The sequence below is a fragment of the Ruegeria sp. Ofav3-42 genome (assembly GCF_022347725.1).
Taxonomy (GTDB): Bacteria; Pseudomonadota; Alphaproteobacteria; order Rhodobacterales; family Rhodobacteraceae; genus Ruegeria.
Map to the genome: position 1 here is coordinate 1 of NZ_JAKRGB010000029.1, position 23,694 is coordinate 23,694.

Here is a 23,694-nt window from a genome sequence, read left to right on the forward strand (position 1 = left end):
AAAACAAACGCTTTCTGCGCGTCCGTAAATCTCGCTGCTTTCATCGCTTCCGTTCCTTTTCCCAGCAAAGGATTCGTCCCGGAAAACTCTAATCACAAATGGCAGGAAAATCGGGTTTCAGAGCAGATCTTCGAGAAACCGGCCAATGCACTGACTACATGCAAGACCCGTTTTTCTACCGCCACTACTACTTTTGACACACTTGTCTTGTTCCGAGGCGCGCTACGCCGTAACACACCCTTAAGGTTCTGTGGGGCGCTTATTCCGTAGCAGTAGTTGCTTCCGTCGCAGCGGCTGGGGCGGTTTCTTCACTTCCCACGCCCTCCTCAACTGACGTCATCATTGTGAGGCCCAAGAGTAAAACAACCAGCACCGCAGCGATTACTATGAAGTTTTTATTCATTTCCGTTCTCCCATCGCGGTAAGCAGCCTCTGCATATGCGCAACGTCAAAGAGTCAAACAATTGACGGTATGTCAGGCGCTACATTTGATAGCTGCTCGTATTTATCGACTGCCGACAGATATTCTTCCAGTTTCCGACCCTCTTCTGTATTTGGCTCAGATCCCCATAGGTACTCAATCTCACGGAGCGCAGCACGGTACTCGGTCAGGGTGCGGACAATGGTCATGGCAATACCTCAAAAGTAAATCAATATGAGACCTCATACCTGAAAGTCCGCGATTCTGGTAGTTGCGTCCGAGCTAACATGCCAAGAGCTTCTCGGTCTTTAGAGATTCTGTTAGAGCCCAGGCCCGGATTTCACCCTTTCTCCCGAGGCACCCCCTGGCTGGACTAACTGTGTGCGACAGTCAGACCACGTTCGTCGAATCAAACCTAATGACCATGGCACAGTCCATCTTTGAACCAGAGTCGGAAATCTACGGTGTTTGGGAGCAAACTGCGCCGGTCGGGCTGCTGGCAATTGTCGATATGTCCCACCCGGATGCGGATCTTGACGAATGCGATGACCCAGACGGGATTTACATCTGGCGCCTAATGGTCGACCAGGCCCATCAGGGTCGTGGATATGGTAGAGCAGCTTTGGATTTCGCCCAACGGGTCGAATTGTTGATGGGGAAGTGGAAATGGTCTTACGTTTGGTCTGAGCTGCAGAGTATTAGCGAGAAACACTATCTCTCTCTTTTACGTCAAATGACCGATATCAGCGCGCTTGCAGCTTCCGCAAACCCGGCTACGGCCACAGCGCCTGCCAGAAATATGCAGCAGATTTCCAATACACTGAGTTTCATTTTGACCCCCATCAAAAAGTTCTGCACGGCGTAGTGTAATTTTGTTGCCTTGCATAGTGAGTGGGGATTTACGTTGCGGAAAGCCGCTGTGTAGGTGGCGTGTATTTGCTCAGATTCACAGCTAAGGCGGCACGATAGAACATTGCGAAAGCATTCGAAGCTTGACTTGTAGCAGTGCTGCATCAACCGAAACGCTTTCTCCTTGTGCGGGCTCAGGAAGGAGGGCTCTGTTGCGAAGTTCTTTGCTGACCGAAGAGATCATAGCGTTTTTGCGGGATAGGCAGCCAATCCGGCAAAATTGGCGAAACGGGCAGACTCCGGGCATGAGTTGGCCTTTTCGGATCATGTTCGCAACTTCAATCCCACCCAACGTAGAAGATAAGGAATCGAACGATTCGAAACCAAACATAGGGCGCGTTCGCCTTTTGGTGAATCGGTGATCTTGTTCCACGATGTTATTGAGATACGTGAGCCTGACCATCTCGATCGGGATCGGACAGCCAAAGCCCCAGAGCATTCTGCTGAGAGCCTTGATCCCAGCGGAGTTGGCACTGCTCTTGTCGATCTCTATCTTCCTCGGCAACCCATTTGCCTCCATCATTCGTGCGCAGAATTTCGTGGCTGCAAGCATGTTTCGACGCCGTGACGGCATTAAAACAAGGGTCTTGCCGTTCGTTGGGGAATTGGTTCCCCGGATCAATTCCTGAACCGCCTCACTATCGACGGCTCGATAATGATTGATCCGCGCGCCTTTCACTTTGATGTAAGTTTCATCCATCCGCCAGGAGCGGTCACACGATCCCTTACGCCTGCGCGCTAGGTCGGCAACAGCCCCTGAATATCGTGTCACCCAACGGTTCAGTGTTGTGTGATCCACTGACACGCCACGTTCTGACATAGTTTCTTCAAGATCACGGCAGGACACGCCTTATCGAACATAGAAGAAGTCTGTGAACATGATCACATCCTTCGGTTAGGTTACTGTGAATGTGAACTTTGGTACGGCAATTCGAAACCCGTCAGAAGACGAAAAGCTCGTGAGACTGCTTTCGGTGGATGGAATTCCAACGCTAAATTCACTCGCGAATTCTGTGTGGGGCGACCAACTAACAGGTCTAAAATATTACCGACTACGAGAACGCCGTGGGAGGGTTTTGCCGTACTACACCCAATAGTCGAGCGAACGGTTACACGGTTGTTTCTTTATACAGTGTTAAAAAATACTTCGATATCGGCATCCGTTACATCAGATGTCTTTTTGTGAATGGCGCCTTTAGTTTCTCGGAATACCAGGCTTACGATCCGAATTTCTGTCATCGGACCCTCGCAAAGCGGATCGGTGCAAAATGCCTCCCGGACAGACACCAGGCATTGCGCGCCCTCACCAAGATGGTCCCGCACCAGACGTTTAACACGCTGAATGTGCCAAATGTTCTGGGCTGTTTCGCGAAGTGACATGTCTAAAACCATAGTCTGTAGAAAGCCTGAGACATAGTTTTTCCTGTCTTGTTGACACAAGTCTACATTTGATGACCACAGAAAAGGATCAAATTGGAACGCGTATTGGCAGGTTAATCCAATAAAGGATCAACTATCCCATCCGCGCATGAAGGTGTAATTTGGTTGGGTTTTTTACACGCTTCCCACGACTGGGTCCAAAATGCACCGCAACCAACATGGGCTACAGTTGTGTTGGGTTGGGGCATCGCCATAGACTTCCTCAGACTCGAAGGTTTTTCGCTGCTCAGCGAACGACAGGGGCTGGCCCGCGTCTTCGCCGACCGGGAGGGATCGGTAAAAGCAAGACCGGTAGCCAACATGGCAGGACGCGCCCGATCCGGCGACATCGACCCGCAGCCAGATTGCATCCTGGTCATCATCGATTCGGGCCTCGACCACCTTCTGAACCAGCCCGGACGTGGCCCCTTTGTGCCAAAGAACCTGTCGGGCGCGGCTAAAGTAATGGGCTTCGCCGGTTGAGATGTCAGCTTCAGTGCCTCGGCATTCATCCAACCCAACATCAGCACTTCATTCGTGTTTGCATCGTTGGTGATGCAAGGCATCAACCCGTCAGCGTCGAATTTTGGTGCCAGTTCATGGCCCTCTTCAACCTGTTCTACCGTCTGCCGGGTTTGAAATTCGATTTCGCTCATGGTCATCCTCTTGTGGAGCGTTATACTATATCATAACGCTTCGTGACGAAGAACACCGTGAATGTAAAGTGGGGAGCATTGGGATGGAGACATTGGATAATCGGATTCCGGTAACCTTGCTCACGGGTTTTCTGGGTGCAGGCAAGACAACTCTGCTGAACCATCTCATCCGTGATCCCCTAGCTGGCCGTATCGCCGTTGTAATGAACGAACTGGGCGACGCAGGCCTTGATCATGACCTGATCGAGGAATCCACCGAAGACGTTGTTTTGATGCAGTCCGGGTGCCTTTGCTGTTCGATCCGGGGTGATCTTGCACAGACCATGGAATCGCTCTTTAAGCGCAACAGGAGCGGCGAGCTGAGTTTCGACCGCGTTGTTATCGAAACGACCGGAATCGCAGATCCCGGACCGATCCTGCACACGATGGTTGTCGACAGTCTGATTGCGCAAAATTTCCGGATGGACGGGGTGGTGACCCTGGCCGACGCCGCGACGGGCCCCAATACGCTTGACGCGCAATTCGAAGCGGTCAATCAGATTGCGATGGCCGACCTGATCGTTGTGACGAAGACAGATCTTGTGACGCCGATCGAAAAAGAGCGGTTTGAGGCCAGACTGACCGGGATTAACAGCACCGCGCGGCGTGTTACCGCGCAGCATGGACAGGTTCCAGCTGGTGTTTTGTTTGGATTGTCGGCAATGCGGTCCAGCGTAACGCCGGACGAAATCAACGACTGGCTTGGTACAGAAATGTCCAAACCGGACCCGCTTGCCGGTCTGTCTGGATTTGCGCCTAAAGCAACGAACTCTGCACCTTTCACTTTGCCAGCAGCCGGAGCGCACGCTCATCATGACAACCGTATCACCTCGGCTTCGATCGAAGTGCCAGACCCGATCCCGGCAAGTGTCTTCGATTTCTGGCTTGATACTTTGATCGCCCTCAAAGGCCCGGGCATCCTTCGGATGAAGGGGATTGTGCATGTCCAGGGCATGGAATGGCCATTTGTGTTTCACGGAGTGCAGCACATTTTCGACGCGCCCGTGCCGCTAAAATCCTGGTCCGGTTATGACACGACAAGCCGGGTTGTGGTCATCGCCCGCGACATCGACGAGGGCGACCTGAAAACCAGCCTGAACACGCTGCGCATCCATTCGACAGAGCTTGAGGCAAGAACCGAAGGCATGATGGTCCACACCACCGAAACGTCTGTTTGACGAATGGCAGGTTGCAGCCGCGCCACACAAGAAATGTTGCCAACCTGAAAACCAAAATACTCCGACGCCAATGTCACAGGGAGACTTCAGGTTAAAACACGTGCGGCCATCGCTTGGGAGCCAAACCGACCGTTAGAGATCGAAGAAATTGATCTTGAGGATCCGAAGGAAGGCGAGGTCCTTGTTCGGATCGTCACCACCAGCCTGTGCCACACCGACGTGTTCACGCTGTCCGGCGAAGACCCGGAAGGTCTGTTCCCCTGCGTCCTGGGCCACGAAGGTTGCGGCGTCGTGGAAGAAATAGGTCCAGGTGTGACTTCGGTCGCGGTCGGAGATCACGTTATCCCGCTCTACGTCCCCGAAGATCCGAATTGCCCCTATATCAAATCAGGGAAGACGAACCTGTGTCAGACGATCCGCAAGACGCAGGGGGCCGGGTTATGCCGGACGGGACACCCCGGTTTTCGTACAAGGGCAAGCAGATCCTGCACTACATGGGGACCAGTACGTTCAGCGAATACACGGTGTTGCCTGAAATCTCGGTTGCCAAGATCTCAAAAGATGCACCCTTGTCCAAAGCCTCGGTTATAGGCTGTGCTGTCCCGACAGGCATGGGGGCCGTGCGTACCATGGCCAAGACCGAACCCGGTTCAACTGTCGCGGTCTTTGGCCTTGGTGCCGTGGGTATGGCCGTCATTCAGGGCGCGGTGATGAGCGGGGCCTCGAAAATCATCGGCATCGATATCAACGCCCGAAAGTTCCAGCTGGCCAAAGCGCTGGGTGCGACCGAGTGCATTGACCCCAAAGACTATGATACGCCAAGCCAGGACGTTCTGGCGGAAATGACCGGCGGCGGATTGGACTACACGTTCGAAGCGGTCGGCAATGTTGACCTCAACCCAAGGGCCGACCCTCTTCGAAGATCGGAAGCGCGCTGGTTTATCGACGGCAGCACAGGAGGTTGCCCGCAGCATCAATCCTCGATTTGGAGAAGGATGAGATGTTGCTTTCCGTCTAGGGTGTGCCCGGCTGCCCCGGTATTACTCGGACCCGGCATTTGACGGGGTATTCGCAAGTAATCCGCTCTAAATTAGCGAAATGAACGTCGCCGGTTGTAATCGGGAAATTGAAGAACCTGTTTCCGAAAACAAGCTGGTAAAGAAGTTCAATGTGGAAATCAGACGGCGCAAGCGAGTTAAGTCTTCGCCAAATTGAGACGTATTTGAGAAGACGGCTAGATGCTTGTTCACTCGGTGTCTGACGTCGGCGCCCATGGGTCCAAACAGGGCAATTGACTGCGCGAGTGGTTTTGGTTCCTCGGGGCCACCAAGGAGTGGGCGATTAGGAAGACAGCGAAGAGCTCTGGCGAGAAGATCGTCAAAGACATCAAGCGTGTAATCCGGAAGTGACGTTCATCCAAAGAGAAGATTCGGATCGCGCTTGATGGTCTTCGTGGCGAGGGCAGCATTGCCGAGCTGTGCCGTCGTGAAGGCATAAGTCAGGGTCCGTACTACAAATGGCCGAATGATTTCGTGGAAGCGGGGAAGAAGTGCCTGACTGGAGATACCGCCCGGGCCGCGAACACGAATGAGGTCAATGAACTTCGCCGCGAAGCAAAGGAACTCAAAGAGGTGGTTGCGGAACAGACGCTTGAACCGCGTGTGCTCAAAAAACATACAGGGGGAACCGGCGGGTCAACCGGTATGCCGGTCTTGTTGCTGAGGCCGCCAATTAACAAATTTGCGAAAAAACCCTTGCCGGAGCCAAGGCTGCGCTCGTCGATATTGAAGCACTCCGCTCTATCCACAATGGCCATTTCGAGGATTGAGAGGCTGGGGTGAAGAATGAGATCGCCTTCGTTGCCACCTGTTTCCAGAAGTTGCTGGAGTGGAGAGCGATAAGGGTTACAACTGCGATCCGTTAACGTTTACGTAACGAACCCGATAACACCGAGAGTTGGCATATTAGCTCAGGAAGTGGACTAACCTTGCGGCATCCTGAAGGTGTGGTGATCCGACAGCATCCTGCGCTTTTCGGCCATCGCTTCCAATCGGCGTCTTTCCAACCCCAGTCTGAATGACTTCTCAACAAAGTCGATATGGTCGGTCGCGGCTTTTTCTGCACGGGCCTCGTCGCCTTCGATCACCGCTCGGCCCAGCTCCAGATGTTGCTGCAACAGCTTCTCGCCCGTGCCGTCGATCGTTTTCAGAAAATCCCGATTATAGAACACGCCTTTGCGCGTAAGCTCGTAGATCGAAGCCATCATATGGATCAAAGTGGCGTTCTGGCTCGCGTCAACAATAGCGGAATGGAGCGCAAAGTCGGCCTCTTGCGAAGCCTTTGAGTCGTTCTCTTGCCAGGCCCGTTCATTCTCATCCAGAATTTCGGTGATCCGTTCCTTGTCAGCCTTTGTTGCGCGGCGCGCGGCAAGTCTGGCGGCGAATCCTTCCTGCTCGCGCCGGTATTCGAGATAGTCGAAAAAGGCTGGTTCATGCCTTTCATAAAGCGCAAGCAGCGCCGGCATCATTGCCTGTCCGGTCAATGCGGCAACGAAAGTCCCTTCACCATGCTGAGTTGTCACAAGGCCGCGCTCTTCCAGGACGGAAAGGGCCTCGCGCAGTTTTGGCCGGGACACACGCAGCATCTCGGCGAGGTCCCTTTCAGACGGTAGTTTGCGCCCTTGTTTCAGAACACCCGAGGCGATCAGATCCTCGATCTGTGCCACCACGGCTTCGGCCAGCGATTCGTGTCCAACCGGTTCAAATATCGCTATGGGGCCCATGACGCTCCGCCTCTGCTCGCTGCCAATTTCGAAGTCGATGGTAAATAAATATAACCAAAACTCATCAAAACTCAACCTAGCGAAAGATCCATTGGTTCCATTCTCAGAATATTGTTTTTGAACGAATATTTTAGGAACCCACTACGAATTCCTCCTCTGGGCAGGTCTGTCGGAATATCTGTACACATCGTTAATTGGCGGACCGCGAAATTCCAGTGGTAAACAAACTTATTGACTGGCAATAAGTGGTAAAGTTAATTTACCACCCGAGGAGCGCTGGAAGAGCCTGCGCCACTGATTGGGACAACGTCCCGACCAACCCTGGAGGAGATTTCATGAAAAAGACCCTGACGAGCCTCGCCGTGGCCGCCGGCCTGATGGCCGCGCCTGCGATTGCCGCTGACAAGCTGCTGTTAAAAACCCCGATTGCCTTTTCGACCGAATTGCCCGGCCTGGGCTCGCCGATCCCACGTGTTGCCGAACAACTTGACCTGATGTCCGGCGGCACACTGAAGATGAAGGTCTATGAACCGGGCAAACTGGTTCCGCCCTTTGAAATTCTGGATGCCGTTTCGACCGGCAAGATCAACTCGGGCTACACCACCGCCGGATACTGGGCAGGTAAAATCCCTGCCGCACCCCTGTTCTCGGCCGTTCCGTTCGGCCCCGAAGCAGGCGAATACATGGCGTGGATGTATTACGGCAACGGTCTGACACTGTATCAAGAGATGTATGATCAGGCGGGTTATAACGTAAAAGTTCTGCCGTGCGCCATCATCGCCCCCGAAACCTCGGGCTGGTTTGCGACCGAGATCAACTCTCCCGATGATCTGAACGGCCTCAAGATGCGCTTCTTCGGTCTGGGTGGCAAAGTCATGCAGAAATTGGGCGTAGCTACTTCGCTTCTGCCGGGCGGAGAAATCTTCCCTGCGCTGGAAAAAGGCGCCATCGACGCGACCGAGTTCTCAATGCCCGCCATTGACGCCCGTCTGGGCTTTCACAAACTGGTCAAGTTCAACTACTTCCCTGGCTGGCACCAACAGGCGACCGTGTTCGAACTGATGATCAACAAGGACGTCTGGGAAGAGACCAGCGAGCAGCACAAGGCGATCATCGAAAACGCTTGCAAGGCGTCGATGGCCGACAGCTTTGCCGAAGGTGAGGCCATCCAGCACGCGGCCCTGATCGACAACGTCGAAAACAATGGTGTCACCATCAAGCAGTGGTCGCCTGAAATGCTGGATACGTTCCGTGCGACCTGGGAAGAGGTTGCTGCCGAAGAGGCCGCCAACGACGCCTTCTTCGCCAAGGTTCTGACCGACATGAACGAATTCCGCGAGGGCTATGACCTGTGGAAGACCAATGCGTTCCTCCCCCGTCAGTAAACTGAATTGCTGACGCGTCCGGGGCGGCGGGCTCCTCCGCCTCGGACTTTTTCAGGACTTTAAACCTGCATTCCCTTGACCGCGAACGCGCCGGTCAACTGAGCGAGGATTACCCATGGCCACGGAAAACAACCTTAATGATCCGGTCGAAGCCTATGAAGGCATCCTGGAACACCCCGATACCGACCGTCAGAAAATAGCTGTTGCGATTGATACTGGTGTGAAAGCCGTCGGACACGTGGTTATGTGGGCCAATGTCCTTTTGATGGCAGCGATCTTCAGCCAGGTCTCGTTACGTTACTTGTTCAGTCAGAACTATCCCAAACTGGACGAGATCCAGTGGCACTTCTACGGCATCGTTACGATGATCGGTATTTCATATGCCTTGATCACCGATAGCCATGTTCGTGTCGACGTTCTGCATATGCAGCTGTCACGTCGCGCGCAGCGCGTGATCGAAGTGATCGGCATCCTGACCCTGCTGACACCGTTCATCTATCTGATGATCGACCAGGGGTACGACTATTTTTATGAGAGCTTCCGCGTAAATGAACGCTCCGACAGCCCGACCGGCCTGCCTGCCCGTTGGGCCTTCAAGGCGGTTATACCCATCAGCTTCGTGCTGCTGGCGCTGGCTGCGCTGGCGCGCCTGATCCATGACGGGCATGCCCTGATCTATGGGCCTGAGTCTGAGCGCGAGGGCGCGTCACTGCGTCGAATTCTTCTGGTGATGGCCGTGTTCACCGCCGTTTGCGTTGGCCTGACTTTCCTGGTTGAGACGACCGAGGAAAAGCTGGTCATCGCGATGTTCCTGACTTTCATCGCGCTGCTGTTCACCGGATATCCGGTGGCCTGGGTGCTGGCGGGTGTCGGCGTTGCCTATTGCGGGCTGGCCTATCTGTTCGACAACGACCTAATGCTGTGGACGGGTCTGGAGAGCACCTTTACCGGGCTCGACTACCTGACCCTTGGCGCCGTGGTGAACCGGGTCTATGCGACCATGTCGAACGCGGTACTGGTCGCTCTGCCGATGTTCATCTTCATGGGCCTTATGCTGGACGAAAGCGGCGTTGCAGAACGTCTGATGTCCTCGATGCAGCGGCTGTTCGGCACCGTGCGTGGTGGTCTGGCGATCACCGTGACCTTGATCGGTATTATTCTGGCGGCCTCGACCGGTATCATTGGTGCATCCGTTGTGTTGCTAGGCGTTCTGTCGCTGCCGTCGATGATGCAGCAGAAATACCAGCCGACACTGGCGGCCGGTGTGGTTTCGGCCTCCGGTACATTGGGCATCTTGATCCCGCCTTCGATCATGCTGGTGATCATGGCCGACCAGATGGCCTTGTCTGTGGGTGATCTGTTCATGGCCGCAGTCTTCCCGGGGGTGATCATCGGTGGCCTGTACCTGACCTACATTTTCATCCTCGCACTGGTGAAACGCGATGCGGCCCCTGTGCCCGAGGGCGCAACGGCCCCCGACTGGGCCGCCGTCAAGGACGTGCTGATCGCCGTTATCCCGACGCTGATGCTGATCCTCGCGGTGCTGGGTTCGATCTTTGCCGGTCTGACCACGCCGACCGAGGCCTCGGGCATCGGTGCTCTGGGTGCGACGCTTCTGGCGCTGGGGTATCGCAAGCTAACCTTTGCAAAACTCTGGAACGTGCTGGTGTCGACCTTCAACACCACCGCCTATATCTTCGCGATCTTCCTAGGCGCGACCGTGTTCTCGTACGTCCTGCGGGAACTGGGTGGCGACGAACTGATCGAACATGTGGTGCAATCGACCGGGTTCGGAGCCAACGGCACGATCCTCTTCATCCTGTTCATCGTCTTCCTGCTGGGTTTCGTTCTGGACTGGATCGAGATCACGTTGATTGTCCTGCCCCTGATGCGCCCCGTCGTGAACGGGCTGGGCATCGACATTCCCGGTTATGGCGTTCTGGACGAGCCCGCGCTGGTCTGGTTCGTCATTCTGGTGGCGGTCACTCTGCAAACCAGCTTTTTGACCCCGCCGGTTGGCTTTGCCTTGTTCTATCTCAAGGGCGTCTGCCCACCAGAGATCAAGTTGACCCATATCTACAAGGGCATCATTCCCTTCGTTCTTCTGCAGCTGACGGGTCTGGCGCTGGTCTTCCTGTGGCCAACGCTTGCCACCTGGTTGCCTTCGGTCGCCTACTAAGGAGTTCTCGTGATGCGTCTGAACCAATGTCACAACTTCCACGACTTCCGGCGGCTGGCCAAGAAACGGCTGCCGGGGCCCATCTTCAACTATATCGATGGCGGTGCGGACGACGAGGTGACGTATCGCGAAAACACCAACGCATTTGACCGCTGCGATCTGTTGCCTTCGGTCCTGCGCGGGGTGAAGGATGTGGATATGTCCGTCACGGTGATGGGGCAAAAGCTGGATATGCCGGTCTATTGCTCGCCCACCGCACTGCAACGGCTGTTTCATCATCAGGGCGAACGCGCGGTTGCGGCGGCGGCCGAGAAATACGGCACCATGTTCGGGGTCTCCTCTTTGGGAACCGTATCGCTGGAGGAGTTGCGGCAAAAACACAAGAATCCGCAGGTTTATCAGTTCTACTTCCACAAGGACCGTGGTTTGAACGCCGCCATGATGCAGCGTGCGAAAGAGGCTGGCGTCGAGGTGATGATGTTGACCGTCGACAGCATCACCGGCGGCAACCGCGAACGTGATCTGCGCACGGGTTTCTCGATCCCGTTTCGGTTGACGCTGGGCGGGATGATCCAGTTTGCGATCAAGCCGATGTGGGGGATCAACTATGTCACACACGAGAAATTCCGCCTGCCGCAGCTTGAGGAGCACGTGGATATGGGTGGCGGCGCGAGTTCCATTGGAGGCTATTTCTCCGATATGCTGGATCCGTCGATGACCTGGGATGACGTGGCGCAGATGGTGCGCGACTGGGACGGTCAGTTTTGCCTCAAAGGTATCATGACCGTCGAAGATGCCCGCCGTGCGGCTGAAATAGGATGTACCGGGATCATCCTGTCAAACCATGGTGGCCGTCAGCTGGATGGTTCACGCACACCCTTCGATCAACTGGCCGAGATTGTTGATGCCGTTGGCGACCGGCTGGATGTCATGATGGACAGCGGCATCCAGCGTGGAACCCATGTACTAAAGGCGCTGTCGCTGGGTGCAAAGGCCGTTGGTGTAGGACGTCATTACCTGTATCCGCTGGCTGCCGCGGGGCAAGCAGGTGTTGAACGCGCCTTGGGTCTGATGCGCGCCGAGATCGAACGCGATATGAAGCTGATGGGTGTGACTCGCATCGATCAACTGAATCGCCGCAACATCCGGTTCCGGGGGGCCGCATCCGATGGCTATCTACCGAGGGAGGCGGCATGACCAATGAGGATCTGATCAGTACCCTTCGATCCATCGTCGGTTCCCGCCACGTGCTGACCGGCGAACGCGCAACCGAGCGATTCCGCCGGGGCTTTCGCTCGGGCGAGGGCGAGGCGCTGTGCGTTGTACGACCCGGCACTCTGTTGGAGCAGTGGAAAGTACTGCAGGCCTGTGTCGCCGCAGACAAGATCGTCATCATGCAGGCTGCCAATACCGGCCTGACCGAAGGCTCGACCCCCTCGGGCAGCTACGACCGCGATGTGGTGCTGATCAACACACGCCGGATGGATACGCTGGTGCCCCTGAACGACGGCGAGCAGATCATCAGCTTTCCCGGAGCCACACTGTTTGCACTGGAAAAACTGCTGGCGCCTCTGGGGCGCGAGCCGCACTCGGTTATCGGGTCATCCTGCATTGGCGCGTCGATTGTCGGCGGAGTTTGCAACAACTCCGGCGGCTCGTTGGTGGAACGCGGGCCGGTCTACACCGAACTTTCGGTCTATGCACGGGTCACCGAGAGGGGCGATCTGGAACTGGTCAACCATCTGGGCATAGACTTGGGCACCACGGCCGAGGAAGTCCTGACCAATCTGGATGCAGGTACCTTCGACCGCAACCCAAACCCGTCCAACAAACGCGCCTCGGCAAGCGATTACGCTCAAATCGTGCGCGATGTGGACGCGCAAACGCCGGCGCGCTTCAACGCAGACAAGGCAAAGCTGTACGAGTCCGCAGGTTCCGCCGGTAAGCTGGCGGTGTTTGCCGTTCGCCTCGATACCTTTCCGAAGAATGAGACCGAGAAGGTGTTCTACATCGGCACCAATGATCCGAATGATCTGGCAGCCCTGCGCCGTCACATCCTGACCGAGTTCAGCTCGCTTCCGGTTTCTGCCGAATACATGCAGCGCGAGGTATTCGATATCACTGCGCGCTATGGCAAGGACACCGTAGTAATGATCGACAAGCTGGGCACCAGCCGGCTGCCGATGTTCTTTGCACTAAAAGGCGCGGTCGATGCCCGGCTGCGACGCATTCCGTTTCTGCGCAACCTCACCGACCGTTTCATGCAAATGGCTATGATCCTGTGGCCACGAGTGCTGCCCAGGCGGATGGTAGAATTCCGTGACCGGTTTGAACATCACCTGATCCTCAAGATGAGGGATGGCGGCATTGCCGAAGCAAAGAACTGGTTGCCCGACTTCCTGAAAGATCGCGACGCCGACTTTTTCGAATGCACCGAACGCGAAGCCAAGATTGCCGGTTTGCACCGGTTCGCAGCGGCCGGCGCCGCAGTGCGCTACATGGCGATCCATTCGAACTACGTCGAAGACATCATTGCCCTGGACGTCGCCCTTCGTCGCAACGATCAAGACTGGTTGGAAAATCTTCCTTCGGAAATTGGCGACCAGTTGGTTCACAAGCTCTATTATGGCCACTTCATGTGCCATGTGATGCATCAGGATTACGTGGTCAAAAAGGGTGTAGACACCAAGGCGCTAAAGGCGGCAATGCTAAGAATCTTTGATGAACGCGGTGCCGAGTATCCCGCCGAGCACAATGTAGGTCACCTGTATCAGGCCAAACCCGACCTGGCAGCACATTATCAATGTTGCGATCCCACCAATTCGTTCAACCCTGGAATCGGCAAGATGTCCAAAAAACGAAATTACGAGAATGATTGCCTTCGTTGAGCCGCATAGTGGAGCTTCGCGAGGATAGCTTTTCAAGTTTTGGGGATGCGCGGCAACGAATCCAGTTGAATGCTGAGCGTGGCCTCCAGAAGATAATCGCCGCGTTCGGCACATAAGATGAGCCCCAACCAATTCCTTCGGGCAAGACGGTTAAGGTGTGCTTTCCCCATCGAGACACTTGCTGAGACGGACATTGTTTTTTAAGGTCTGCATACACAGTCACAATCTACAACGGGAGGGCACAAGCTGAACATGCGTATCATCCGCCGACTTCAGCATGGTCCCCGTTACGCCCTGTAAATGCGTTTGCAGGGCGGGTCTGAGAAGTAACACTTCAATCGGTCTGCCCAAAGCCGCACTGCGGCACTTCTTTTCATGAGCAGAGACTCCGATGACTGTTATGACGATCAACGCTTTAAGCGTAATCCGTGGCGACCGCCTTTTTGACAACCTGAACCTGACAATTTCCAAGGGTGACCGCATTGGATTGGTTGCCGCTAATGGGCGCGGCAAGACAACACTTTTGGAATGCATGACCGGCCAAACCGAACCGACGACCGGGGACATTGTCCGAGCGCGCGGTCTAAGAGTTGGGTATGTGACCCAATACGTTCCGGACCATGCCTATACAAAAACGCTCTACGATTGCGTATTAGACGCCCTTCCTGCCGAGCAGGCGGAATTTGAAAGCTGGCGTGTGGACGTTGTGCTTGATGAACTAAGTGTCCCATATGAGTTGCAACACCGACCGCTCAATGAGTTGAGCGGCGGGTGGCAAAGGACTGCGCTGTTGGCCGCTGCCTGGATTCAGGAACCCGATATCCTTTTGCTGGATGAACCGACCAACCATTTGGATCTGCATCGGATCGGATTGCTCCAAAGCTGGTTGTCCACTTTGCGGCGTGATGTGCCGGTTGTCGTGACTTCGCACGATCGGGCGTTTCTTGATGCGACCACCAACCGTACACTGTTTCTGCGTGCAAAACGGTCACGCGTTTTTTCGCTTTCGTTTTCGGCAGCACGTGCGGCGCTGGATGAAGCGGACACTGCTGACCAACGGCGGTTTGCCAATGACCTGAACAAGGCGCAGCAACTGCGCAAACAAGCTGCGAAGCTAAAGAACATCGGCATCAATTCCGGGTCTGACCTTTTGGTGACCAAGACCAAACAGCTAACTGATCGAGCGACGCAGATTGAAGCGGCGGCCAAACCTGTCCATCATGAACACAGCGCTGGTGAGATCAAACTGGTCAACAGCGGAACTCATGCAAAGGCTCTGGTCACTTTGGATGACGTGCCGGTCAAAACGCCGGACGGTAATGTGTTGTACAAGACGGGGCGGAAATGGATTTTGCCGGGAGACCGCATCGTACTTTTGGGGGCTAATGGTACCGGAAAAACCCGCTTGATAAAGATGGTGCAAGAAGCGCTTTGTGGAAATGGTGAAGCGGTCAAATGCGCTCCTTCTGTTGTGTCAGCCTATTCTGATCAGCATTTGAGCCAGCTTTCGGACAGCGACACACCGATGACTGCTGTTGCGGGGCAGTTTGACATTGGCGATCAACGCGCGCGGGGTGTTCTGGCGGGTGCGGGCGTGAACATACAGATGCAGGATACCAAAATCGGCGCGTTGTCTGGCGGACAAAGGGCGCGGTTGGCGATGCTGATACTGCGGCTCAAGAATCCAAATTTCTACCTGCTTGATGAGCCGACGAACCATCTCGACATCGAAGGACAAGAAGCTCTTGAGGATGAATTGATCACGCACAATGCATCGTGTTTGCTCGTTAGTCACGACCGCAGCTTTTTGCGCAATGTCGGCAATCGGTTTTGGCTGGTCACAGGTAAAAAACTGGAAGAACCGGACAGCCCCGAACCGTTTCTGGAGGGAGAGATGAAAGTATAGCATGTCATTTTGCAAGGATGTTACGGTGGGGTTAACCAGCGTCGAAACGGGCTTTTGTGTGTTTGCAGCGAAAGCTCATTTTGTTCGCTCCCCTGCCGTTCGCAAGTGGTAATCCAGCTTCCACTTTCCGCCCAACTCGTCTTGTTGCGGCTGCAAAGGGCCGAGATGCGATCCGCGGCCAGCGAGGGTTTAAATGGCTTGTGCGGGTTGCCGTAGTGGAGGGTTGACGTGACAAAGCTTCGTAGAAGGGCAAATGGTTTACACAGCCAAACCATCAAGCCAAGCAGGAGGGCTCCATGCGTTCTTTCGTTGCAATAGATCTCACCGAAGAGACAAAAGCAGCTTTTGCACCGTTGCAACGCGCGTATCCATTCGGCCGACCGGTGTTGCCTGAAAACATGCACCTGACGCTGGCTTTTTTGGACGATCAGCCCGAGGAGACTTTGGAGGCAATGCATGAGGAACTGCTGACTCTTGCAGTCCGGCCCTTCAGCATCACCTTCGCAGGGATCGAGTGTTATGGCCGGGCGCTGACTGTCAGGGCGGCGGATTGTTCTCCACTCACCGCTTTGCACCGGAAAGTCCAGACTGCCGCGCGGCGAGCCGGGATCATCCTACCTCGCCGACGCTTTCGCCCTCATGTAACCATTGCTCGTTTTAAACCGGAGCAGCGCGAGACGATTGAGCACGCCTCTCGTCCCTGCATAATTAGCGCCTTACCGGAGATGTTGGTCGCCAACTTTACCCTCTTCCAATCGACCTTGCGCCCCGAAGGCCCACTGCACGATGCGCTGGCGCATTATCCTTTCAAACTGACGACGTGCTGAACAAAACATCTCCGCCGACAATCCCCGGTAGTGTCGCCAACCTCAGGCCCAGATTGACGATGCGTTTGATGCCTTGGATCAATTACAGACTGGTAACAACACGCGGTATTGTCACGTTAACTCCGTTTGACCAAAGAATGCTGCTGTTCGGATTTCAAGCCATTTGAGTGACGGCATTCCATGCGTCAAATGCCTCGAGACGGTGATACCGGATTGTTGAGGCGGTGAGCTGGGGCGCTGACGCAATTGCGGACAGCTGAGTGGGTGGTCACAAACCGCTGTAATTCGCCCGGAGACCGATATCCCTGCATCGCTCTTTCCCGATTGCGGAACGGCAAGTGACTATTCTCGGCACGGTTGTTGAGACCCTTGTGCGACCAATGTTCCAGCCTCGGTGCAATCTCTCGTGTGGCGGCACCATAAGAACGAAGCTTGTCCGTGATGATCCGCTTTGGAATGAACCCAAGACGCTTCATCAGGCGGCGCAACAACCGCTTAGCAGCCCGTTTGTCCCGTTTCGGCTGGAGAATTTCGTCCAGTACGACGCCATGTTGATCGACCGCGCGCCAAAGCCAATACTTGCGGCCCGAGATCTTCACGACTACCTCATCCAGATGCCAGACGTCATCTGGACGCCCCTGTTGGCGTCGCAGGAACCGAGCGATCTGCGGTCCAAATTTGATGGCCCAACGCCGGATAGTCTCGTAGGAAACATCGATCCCACGCTGCAGCAGCATTTCTTCAACTTCACGCAGGCTCAAATTGAAGCGAACATAGAGCCACACTGCATGAGCAATGATCTGAGAAGGAAATCGGTGACGCTTGTAGCTGATCGACGATGAATTCATCGATGTCACCTACGTCCAATTACCGGCATCAGCAATCGAACGACTGTTAACGTGACAACACCCGCCCGCGCAATATGACAAGCTGGCCAGCAATGCGGACGGCGATATTACCCCGGTCTTCAAAGAGCGTACACGCAAGCTGTTTTGCGACTTTCCGATCGCTGAGAGCTACTTCGCCTGGCTAGCCGCAAACCGCGCTTATGCGTCCAACGGCAAAGGGCCGGTGTCTCCGTATCTTGAGAAACAGAACTTCGAAGCGCTGCGCAGTGCAGCTGGTCGTGCCAAGGCCTTGAACCGATTGATTAGGGACGTTTTGACCATGGTCCCTACAGAGTCGAAATCGGTCTACGTCCTTCTCGACAGGCAGGACTGGATGACAGATGCGCAGCTGAACGAGCTTTGGACGCAAATCAATCGCACCGCGCGGCCCGGCGCGCGTGTTCTGTTCCGCACTGGCGGGGCCCAGGACATCTTGCCTGGCCGGGATGAGGAGGCAAGCCTCAGCCAGTGGAGCTATGACAAACAAGCCTCCGGGACCGCTTCTAAAACCGATCGTTCCGCGATCTGTGGCGGTGTGCATCTGTAACAAAAGGTCGCGTAGATGACCGACACAATCCAACATGCTCAGCTAATGGACGAGACCTATCGCTATCAGCGGCTAATCAATAATCTGACCCGGACGTACTTTCTGTTAGGCCGTGATCATCTGATCGACGAAATGGACGTCCAACCCGGCGCGCGTTCTGGAGCTCGCCTGTGGCACCGGGCGCAATCTCATGATGATCCGCAGGCGCTATCCCAAAACTGAATTGTTTGGCTTCGACATCTCGGATCAGACGTTGACGACAGCGCGGGCCAAACTGGGTCAGAGGGTATTGCTTGCCAATGGGGATGCCTGCCGATTTATCCCAGTCGCGACGTTCGGCGAAGAGATCTTTGACAACACTGTATTGTCTTACAGTCTTTCGAGGATCCCGGATTGAACTGAGGCTTTGACTGAAGCAGTTCGGCATCTCGCCCCCGGCGGAAGCCTCCATGTGGTTGACTTCGGCGACAGCGAAGGCCCGCCTCGCTGGTTTCAACGCCGTCTGCTTGGTTGGCTTGCGCGGTTTCACGTGGCCCCACGCGAGAGGTCGGAAACGGCGATGCGAGAACACGCGCTGAAAGGCAAAGAGAATACATTCCGGCGTTTGTACCGTGGCTACGCAGTCTATGGGTGCATCAGGAACGACGAAAGTTGATAGGCCTAAAAAGCTCTTTGCTCATGATCCTTCCGCGACATCTACAGTGCATCCTTTGGCCCCTAATCGGCGGGAATACTTGGTTAACTGCGGAAATCACCCATCTTCTCGAGCGGCCACAACTGCCAGACCTTCGGCTACTGCGGTAAACGCAGAAGCAAAGGAGTGATTGGCCGCCGGGAACACGCGGTGCATCGTCTCTGGCACAATCGCCATTAAGCTGGAGCCCCCGACATAGACGAGACTGTCAATCTAATCGGGTGTCACATCTGCCCAACGCGGTACTTGGTGCACTCCTTTTTGCAGAAGCGCTGCATGTGTTGCAAGACTGCATGCTGCAAAGGTCACTAGTTACTAAAATAACGTTGATGATTTCGCGTCATTGATCTGAGAGGTTTTTTGCATATTAAGATAAGGAATAAGCTGTTTTAATTGGTACGCCCCCGAATTGGCTAAGTGGCGCTAGGATTGAGAGTTGACCGCATACTGTGAGGACTAAATTCATGACTGCTCCAGCTCCCTCTTTTGGAAATGAGAGCACGTGGGCTCAAAGTACTACACTGGTCGTGGATTTGGACGGCACGCTGATCGCTTCCGATATGCTTCACGAGACATTCTGGGCAGCGCTGTCCCAGAACTGGAGCACGTTATTTGCAGCCCCTATTGCACTGATAAAGGGTCGCGCAGCACTCAAGTCGATTCTGCAGGACATGGGCCAAGTGGCCGTCGACGCCTTGCCTTATAATCAAGAGGTCATCGACTATATCCAATCTTGGCGTGACAGCGGTGGGCAGGCGGTCCTTGTTACAGCTACGGATCAAAGGGTCGCCAATCAGATAGCTGCCCATGTCAGGTTGTTTGACGAAGTTTATGGCTCGGATGGGGATGTTAACCTGAAGGGCGACAACAAGGCCAAATTTCTGGAACAGAAGTACGGCACAAACGGGTTCGCTTATTTGGGCGACAGCAGTGCTGATTTGGCAGTTTGGAGCAGAGCGGCAAAAGCGATCACTGTGAACGCCTCGGATTCTACACGCAGCAAAGTGGATAGCCTGGGCTGCGAGGCCGAGCATCTGACCACGCCCGGCGTCTCTCGCAAAGCGTATCTAAAGGCCTTGCGACCACATCAATGGCTCAAGAACATTCTGGTATTCCTACCGATAATTGCCGCCCACAGTTTCACACCCGGCGCTCTAGGTAGCAGCCTACTGGCGTTTTTGTCTTTTTGCTTGATCGCCTCAAGCGTGTACGTGATCAACGATTTGCTGGATCTCAAAGCCGACCGTGCGCACCCACGCAAGCGAAACCGGCCTTTCGCCTCTGGGGCAATCCCGGTTTCACAAGGCATCTGGATGGCCTTCGGGCTGTTGTTTAGTGGTTTTTCTCTGGCTGCAATGATCAATCTGGCGTTTTTTGGAGTCATGCTGCTCTATTTCGGTATTACCACCGCTTATTCGATCAGACTCAAACGCGAACTGATCGTGGATGTTTGCACACTGGCCGGGCTTTATACTATTCGGATCATCGCGGGTGGGGTAGCCACCGGCACAGTATTATCGGTTTGGCTACTCGCGTTCTCTATATTCCTGTTCTTTTCGCTGGCAGTTGTCAAACGACAGGCAGAACTGGTGGACAGCGCCAAGCGGGGCAAATTAGGTGCCTCGGGCCGCGGCTATCACGTGGAAGACCTGCCTGTGATGACGCAGATGGCCATTGCGGCCGGGTACCTGTCAGTTTTGGTTCTGGCACTTTATCTCAATTCGCCCACGGTAGTGTCACTTTATGCCTGGCCTGTCGTGCTTTGGGGGATATGTCCAGTTCTATTGTATTGGATCAGCCGCATCATCATGAAGACTCATCGGGGTCATATGCATGACGATCCAATCGTCTTTGCCGCTCGGGACCGGAACAGCCAGCTGTGTCTTCTATTGATCACTGCATTGGCTTTGGGAGGCGCCGTACTGTGAGTTTGCGGACCCTCGTTCTACGCTATTCTTGCTTTGCCTTCCTCGCGACAGTCACCAATCTAGGGGCGCAGCGGGTTGTGTTCGCCGCCTTTGGTGACAACGCTCTGATCCCGGCCATTCTTGTCGGAACTGCGGTTGGGCTGGTGCTGAAGTACATTCTGGACAAGCGCTGGATTTTCTATGATCTGGGCGCGGGTTTCTTGGATCACGGCAAGAAATTCTCGACCTATACCGCGATGGGGATCGTTACGACCGCGATCTTCTGGGGAATGGAAACTGCATTCTGGCTGATCTGGCAGACAGACTTGATGCGCGAACTCGGAGCAATTTTAGGTCTTGCGATTGGGTATGTCGTGAAATTCAATATGGACCGTCGGTTTGTCTTTACCGACTCCTCGCTTTCGATCGGTGCCTCCAGATGAAGCTCTCCGGTTGGGGGAAATACCCGGTGGTCGACTGCCGTCTCAGCCAGCCCAGAAGCGAGAAAGAGCTTGCTGACACGGTTATTACCTCAAAGTCCATTGCCAGAGGTAATGGCCGGGCTTATGGAGACAGCGCACTCAGTCGAACCAACACGATCGACATGCTCAAATTCAACCACATGCTGTCCTTCGATCCGACGACCGGACAGTTGGTTGCTGAAGCCGGTGTTTTATTGTCTGACGTCATCGCCGCCTTTCTGCCGCGCGGCTGGTTCCCCGCAGTGACCCCCGGCACCCGGTTTGTGAGCCTGGGCGGGATGGCGGCCGCAGATGTACATGGCAAGAACCATCATATCGATGGGTCATTCGGAAATTGTGTCGACTGGTTGGACGTCATGGGACCTGACGGCAAGATCACACGCTGTTCCCGCACAGAGAATACTCCGCTATTCGAATGGAGCATCGGCGGAATGGGTCTGACAGGTGTAATCCTCCGTATTGCGCTGCGGCTGCGGCCAGTGGAAACGGGCTGGATTCGGCAGACAACACATGTGGCGCAAAACCTGGATGCCGCCATCGACCTGTTTGAAAAGTCGCTTGACGCAACATATTCCGTTGCCTGGATCGACTGCCTCAGTACCGGCAACGCGCTGGGGCGATCTTTGGTCATGTTGGGTGAACATGCGACGAGGGCCGAGATGCCCGTGAAATACCACGCAACGCCGTTCCCTTCTGTAACCACACAAAAACTAAGTGTACCCTTTAACCTGCCCGGGTTTTGCCTGAACCAATACTCGGTTCGGGCCTTCAACGCGCTGTATTATTGGAATGGTAAACGGGGTGACCCGACCAGTTATGTGAACTGGAACAGCTATTTTTATCCGCTGGACTCGGTGCTGGAGTGGAATCGGATTTATGGCCGCCAGGGTTTTGCGCAGTTTCAGTGCGTCCTTCCACTAGATAGCGCGCGCTCGGGCCTAAGTGAAATGCTGAACAATATCTCGGAGTCCGGAAGAGGTTCGTTTCTGGCTGTTCTGAAACGCTTTGGCCAGCAACACAGCCGGTTCTCGTTCCCGATGGAGGGCTATACACTGGCGTTAGATTTTCCGATATCCGATAGGTCTGTGGCATTAATCAGGAAACTCGGGCAAATCACTGCAGACTACGGCGGACGGATATATTTGGCCAAAGACAGTATAATGGACGCCCAATCCGTCCGCACCATGGACGCCACGCGCGTCGACGAATTTGAAAGCTTGAGACAGCATAACGGGGCAGCGCAGCGGTTTGCTTCAGCCCAATCAGAAAGGCTAAAATTATGAGCAACGGCGGAGTCCTGATCCTTGGAGCGCGCTCCGATATAGCCCTTGCCGTTGCGCATAGCTATGCAGCGTTGGGGCATCCCATACAACTCGCCGCGCGTAATGTGCAAACTCTTCAGACTGAAAAAGAAGATCTGGAGATCAGATATCAGGTAAACGTTTCCCTGCATAATTTTGATGTGCTTGACCTTGAGCGGCATGCAGATGTTATCGAAGGTCTACCAGAATTACCTGAGATTGCCGTTTGCGCGGTTGGTGTGTTGGGTAATCAAGAGAGTGACGAAAAAGACATTCTAGCTGCAGCGCAGATTATGCGCGCCAATTTTGAGGGTCCTGCAAGTATTCTAGCTGTTTTGGCAAACAGGTTCGAACAACGCGGGTCAGGCGTTCTGGTGGGTATCAGCTCAGTCGCTGGTGAGCGCGGACGTGCAACCAACTACATATACGGTTCGGCAAAGGCCGGGTTTACTACATACCTTTCGGGCTTACGAAATCGCTTAGCCAAACAAGGTGTTCACGTTGTCACAGTGTTGCCAGGCTTTGTCGATACCAGAATGACAGAGGGCCTAGACCTACCCCCAAAGCTCACTGCGCAACCCTCCGAGGTTGCGGCAGCTATCGTTCGCGCGACGCGCAGACAAAAAAACACAGTATATGTCAAACCTCTTTGGGCCTTTATCTTAACAGCTATACGATTAATCCCAGAATCTCTGTTTAAGAAAATGAATATCTAGCACCCCGCACGTCAAATGACGCGCCTATCAACCAGCCGTCGCATTCTAAGGGAACTAGGAAGGAAAAAGTAAGGCTTACTATAAAAAATAGTAAACTGCCATGCAGTGGCCAGGGTCAGGATTCATAACCAGTAGATGACGGTTGCTGCGAGGGCGATAGCATTCGATGAATGCAAATGGTCAAAACCTTGCAACAGATCCCTATTCGGGTGGGTAATGACAGCGAACTCGTCTGGCGGGATATGGATCTGTGGGCCTATCGTAATGGTGTGACGCTCGACTTCTCCCGCTCTTGCAAAGCGACCAACAGCGCGTTCGTCGAAGCATTCGACTTAAAGTTTAGGGCAGAACGCCTGAGTATTCATTGGCTTGCGAAAAGGTGGAGCGATGCTGTGGATACTACGACGAAGAACGACCGCACAGCGCCAACGGGAACATCCCGCCGGTGACCTGAGCCCCTGAATCTCCTCCAGTTTTGTGTAGAGTCCGCCCAACTTAAGGACGGACAAATGAAGACGAGATTCACCGACGAACAGATCATCCAGATGATCAAGGAACAGGAAGCAGGCGA

Annotated in this window: 18 protein-coding genes and 5 pseudogenes; 18 read left to right on the forward strand and 5 right to left on the reverse strand. The window is 54.6% G+C overall.

Annotation, left to right across the window (positions count from 1 at the left end; all coding sequences use genetic code 11):
- The coding region (locus MHN28_RS23575) for a hypothetical protein (RefSeq protein ID WP_239345349.1) at nucleotides 1–270 on the forward strand (270 nt) is incomplete at its 5' end.
- 575 nt (nucleotides 271–845) lie between these two features.
- Nucleotides 846–1,286 (forward strand): GNAT family N-acetyltransferase, encoded by a 441-nt coding sequence (locus MHN28_RS23580; RefSeq protein WP_239345351.1) that lies wholly within the window; start codon nucleotides 846–848, stop codon nucleotides 1,284–1,286.
- A 252-nt stretch (nucleotides 1,287–1,538) separates the two neighbouring features.
- Here the strand turns inward: MHN28_RS23580 and MHN28_RS23585 are convergent.
- Nucleotides 1,539–2,210: pseudogene (locus tag MHN28_RS23585) on the reverse strand (IS6 family transposase); the annotation flags it as partial.
- 674 nt (nucleotides 2,211–2,884) lie between these two features.
- The gene (locus MHN28_RS23590; RefSeq protein ID WP_370645801.1) at nucleotides 2,885–3,265 is read right to left on the reverse strand and encodes a phosphoribosyl-AMP cyclohydrolase; all 381 of its coding nucleotides are present in this window, start codon (nucleotides 3,263–3,265) and stop codon (nucleotides 2,885–2,887) included.
- 223 nt (nucleotides 3,266–3,488) lie between these two features.
- Here MHN28_RS23590 and MHN28_RS23595 point away from each other — a divergent pair, with 223 nt between their 5' ends.
- From MHN28_RS23595 to MHN28_RS23605, 3 genes and pseudogenes are all read left to right on the forward strand, one after another.
- Entirely contained in the window at nucleotides 3,489–4,622 is a 1,134-nt protein-coding gene (locus tag MHN28_RS23595) for a GTP-binding protein (protein ID WP_239345353.1), read from the forward strand.
- A gap of 108 nt (nucleotides 4,623–4,730) precedes the next feature.
- Nucleotides 4,731–5,518: pseudogene (locus MHN28_RS23600) on the forward strand (alcohol dehydrogenase catalytic domain-containing protein); the annotation flags it as partial.
- A 444-nt stretch (nucleotides 5,519–5,962) separates the two neighbouring features.
- Nucleotides 5,963–6,316 (forward strand): annotated as a pseudogene (locus tag MHN28_RS23605) (transposase); the annotation flags it as partial.
- A gap of 287 nt (nucleotides 6,317–6,603) precedes the next feature.
- Here MHN28_RS23605 and MHN28_RS23610 read toward each other — a convergent pair.
- Entirely contained in the window at nucleotides 6,604–7,404 is an 801-nt protein-coding gene (locus tag MHN28_RS23610) for a FadR/GntR family transcriptional regulator (protein WP_239345355.1), read from the reverse strand.
- Nucleotides 7,405–7,739: 335 nt separating this feature from the next.
- Between MHN28_RS23610 and MHN28_RS23615 the strand changes: the two genes are divergently transcribed.
- From MHN28_RS23615 to thpR, 6 genes are all read left to right on the forward strand, one after another.
- Entirely contained in the window at nucleotides 7,740–8,789 is a 1,050-nt protein-coding gene (locus MHN28_RS23615) for a TRAP transporter substrate-binding protein (RefSeq protein WP_239345357.1), read from the forward strand.
- A gap of 115 nt (nucleotides 8,790–8,904) precedes the next feature.
- Complete coding sequence (locus tag MHN28_RS23625; protein ID WP_370645802.1) at nucleotides 8,905–10,968, forward strand: TRAP transporter large permease subunit; 2,064 nt, start codon at nucleotides 8,905–8,907, stop codon at nucleotides 10,966–10,968.
- A gap of 12 nt (nucleotides 10,969–10,980) precedes the next feature.
- Nucleotides 10,981–12,165 (forward strand): alpha-hydroxy acid oxidase, encoded by a 1,185-nt coding sequence (locus MHN28_RS23630; RefSeq protein WP_239345359.1) that lies wholly within the window; start codon nucleotides 10,981–10,983, stop codon nucleotides 12,163–12,165.
- A complete protein-coding gene (gene dld / locus MHN28_RS23635) occupies nucleotides 12,162–13,856 on the forward strand; it encodes a D-lactate dehydrogenase (protein ID WP_239345361.1) in 1,695 nt (564 codons plus the stop codon). Before MHN28_RS23630 ends, dld begins: the two co-directional genes overlap by 4 nt.
- A 391-nt stretch (nucleotides 13,857–14,247) precedes the next feature.
- Nucleotides 14,248–15,762, forward strand: coding sequence for an ABC-F family ATP-binding cassette domain-containing protein (locus MHN28_RS23640; protein WP_239345363.1), 1,515 nt, complete (start codon nucleotides 14,248–14,250; stop codon nucleotides 15,760–15,762).
- A 296-nt stretch (nucleotides 15,763–16,058) separates the two neighbouring features.
- Complete coding sequence (thpR, locus tag MHN28_RS23645) at nucleotides 16,059–16,589, forward strand: RNA 2',3'-cyclic phosphodiesterase (RefSeq protein WP_239345365.1); 531 nt, start codon at nucleotides 16,059–16,061, stop codon at nucleotides 16,587–16,589.
- Nucleotides 16,590–16,743: 154 nt separating this feature from the next.
- Here the strand turns inward: thpR and MHN28_RS23650 are convergent.
- A pseudogene (locus MHN28_RS23650) lies at nucleotides 16,744–17,437 on the reverse strand (IS6 family transposase).
- Nucleotides 17,438–17,510: 73 nt separating this feature from the next.
- Here MHN28_RS23650 and MHN28_RS23655 point away from each other — a divergent pair.
- The 7 genes and pseudogenes from MHN28_RS23655 to MHN28_RS23685 all read left to right on the forward strand — a co-directional run.
- Nucleotides 17,511–18,023: pseudogene (locus tag MHN28_RS23655) on the forward strand (DUF3419 family protein); the annotation flags it as partial.
- 15 nt (nucleotides 18,024–18,038) lie between these two features.
- A complete protein-coding gene (locus MHN28_RS23660) occupies nucleotides 18,039–18,245 on the forward strand; it encodes a hypothetical protein (protein ID WP_239345367.1) in 207 nt (68 codons plus the stop codon).
- Nucleotides 18,217–18,420 carry a class I SAM-dependent methyltransferase gene (locus MHN28_RS23665; RefSeq protein ID WP_239345379.1) on the forward strand — a complete coding sequence of 68 codons (204 nt, stop codon included), beginning with the start codon at nucleotides 18,217–18,219 and terminating at the stop codon, nucleotides 18,418–18,420. The genes MHN28_RS23660 and MHN28_RS23665 overlap by 29 nt, the downstream gene beginning before the upstream one ends.
- A 761-nt stretch (nucleotides 18,421–19,181) precedes the next feature.
- The gene (locus MHN28_RS23670; RefSeq protein ID WP_239345369.1) at nucleotides 19,182–20,645 is read left to right on the forward strand and encodes a UbiA family prenyltransferase; all 1,464 of its coding nucleotides are present in this window, start codon (nucleotides 19,182–19,184) and stop codon (nucleotides 20,643–20,645) included.
- Nucleotides 20,642–21,067 (forward strand): GtrA family protein, encoded by a 426-nt coding sequence (locus tag MHN28_RS23675; RefSeq protein WP_239345371.1) that lies wholly within the window; start codon nucleotides 20,642–20,644, stop codon nucleotides 21,065–21,067. The genes MHN28_RS23670 and MHN28_RS23675 overlap by 4 nt, the downstream gene beginning before the upstream one ends.
- Complete coding sequence (locus tag MHN28_RS23680; RefSeq protein WP_239345373.1) at nucleotides 21,064–22,389, forward strand: FAD-binding oxidoreductase; 1,326 nt, start codon at nucleotides 21,064–21,066, stop codon at nucleotides 22,387–22,389. Before MHN28_RS23675 ends, MHN28_RS23680 begins: the two co-directional genes overlap by 4 nt.
- Nucleotides 22,386–23,123, forward strand: coding sequence for an SDR family oxidoreductase (locus tag MHN28_RS23685; RefSeq protein WP_239345375.1), 738 nt, complete (start codon nucleotides 22,386–22,388; stop codon nucleotides 23,121–23,123). Before MHN28_RS23680 ends, MHN28_RS23685 begins: the two co-directional genes overlap by 4 nt.
- 332 nt (nucleotides 23,124–23,455) lie before the next feature.
- Here the strand turns inward: MHN28_RS23685 and MHN28_RS23695 are convergent.
- Nucleotides 23,456–23,694 (reverse strand): hypothetical protein (locus tag MHN28_RS23695; RefSeq protein WP_239345381.1); only part of this gene is annotated, 239 nt, incomplete at its 5' end.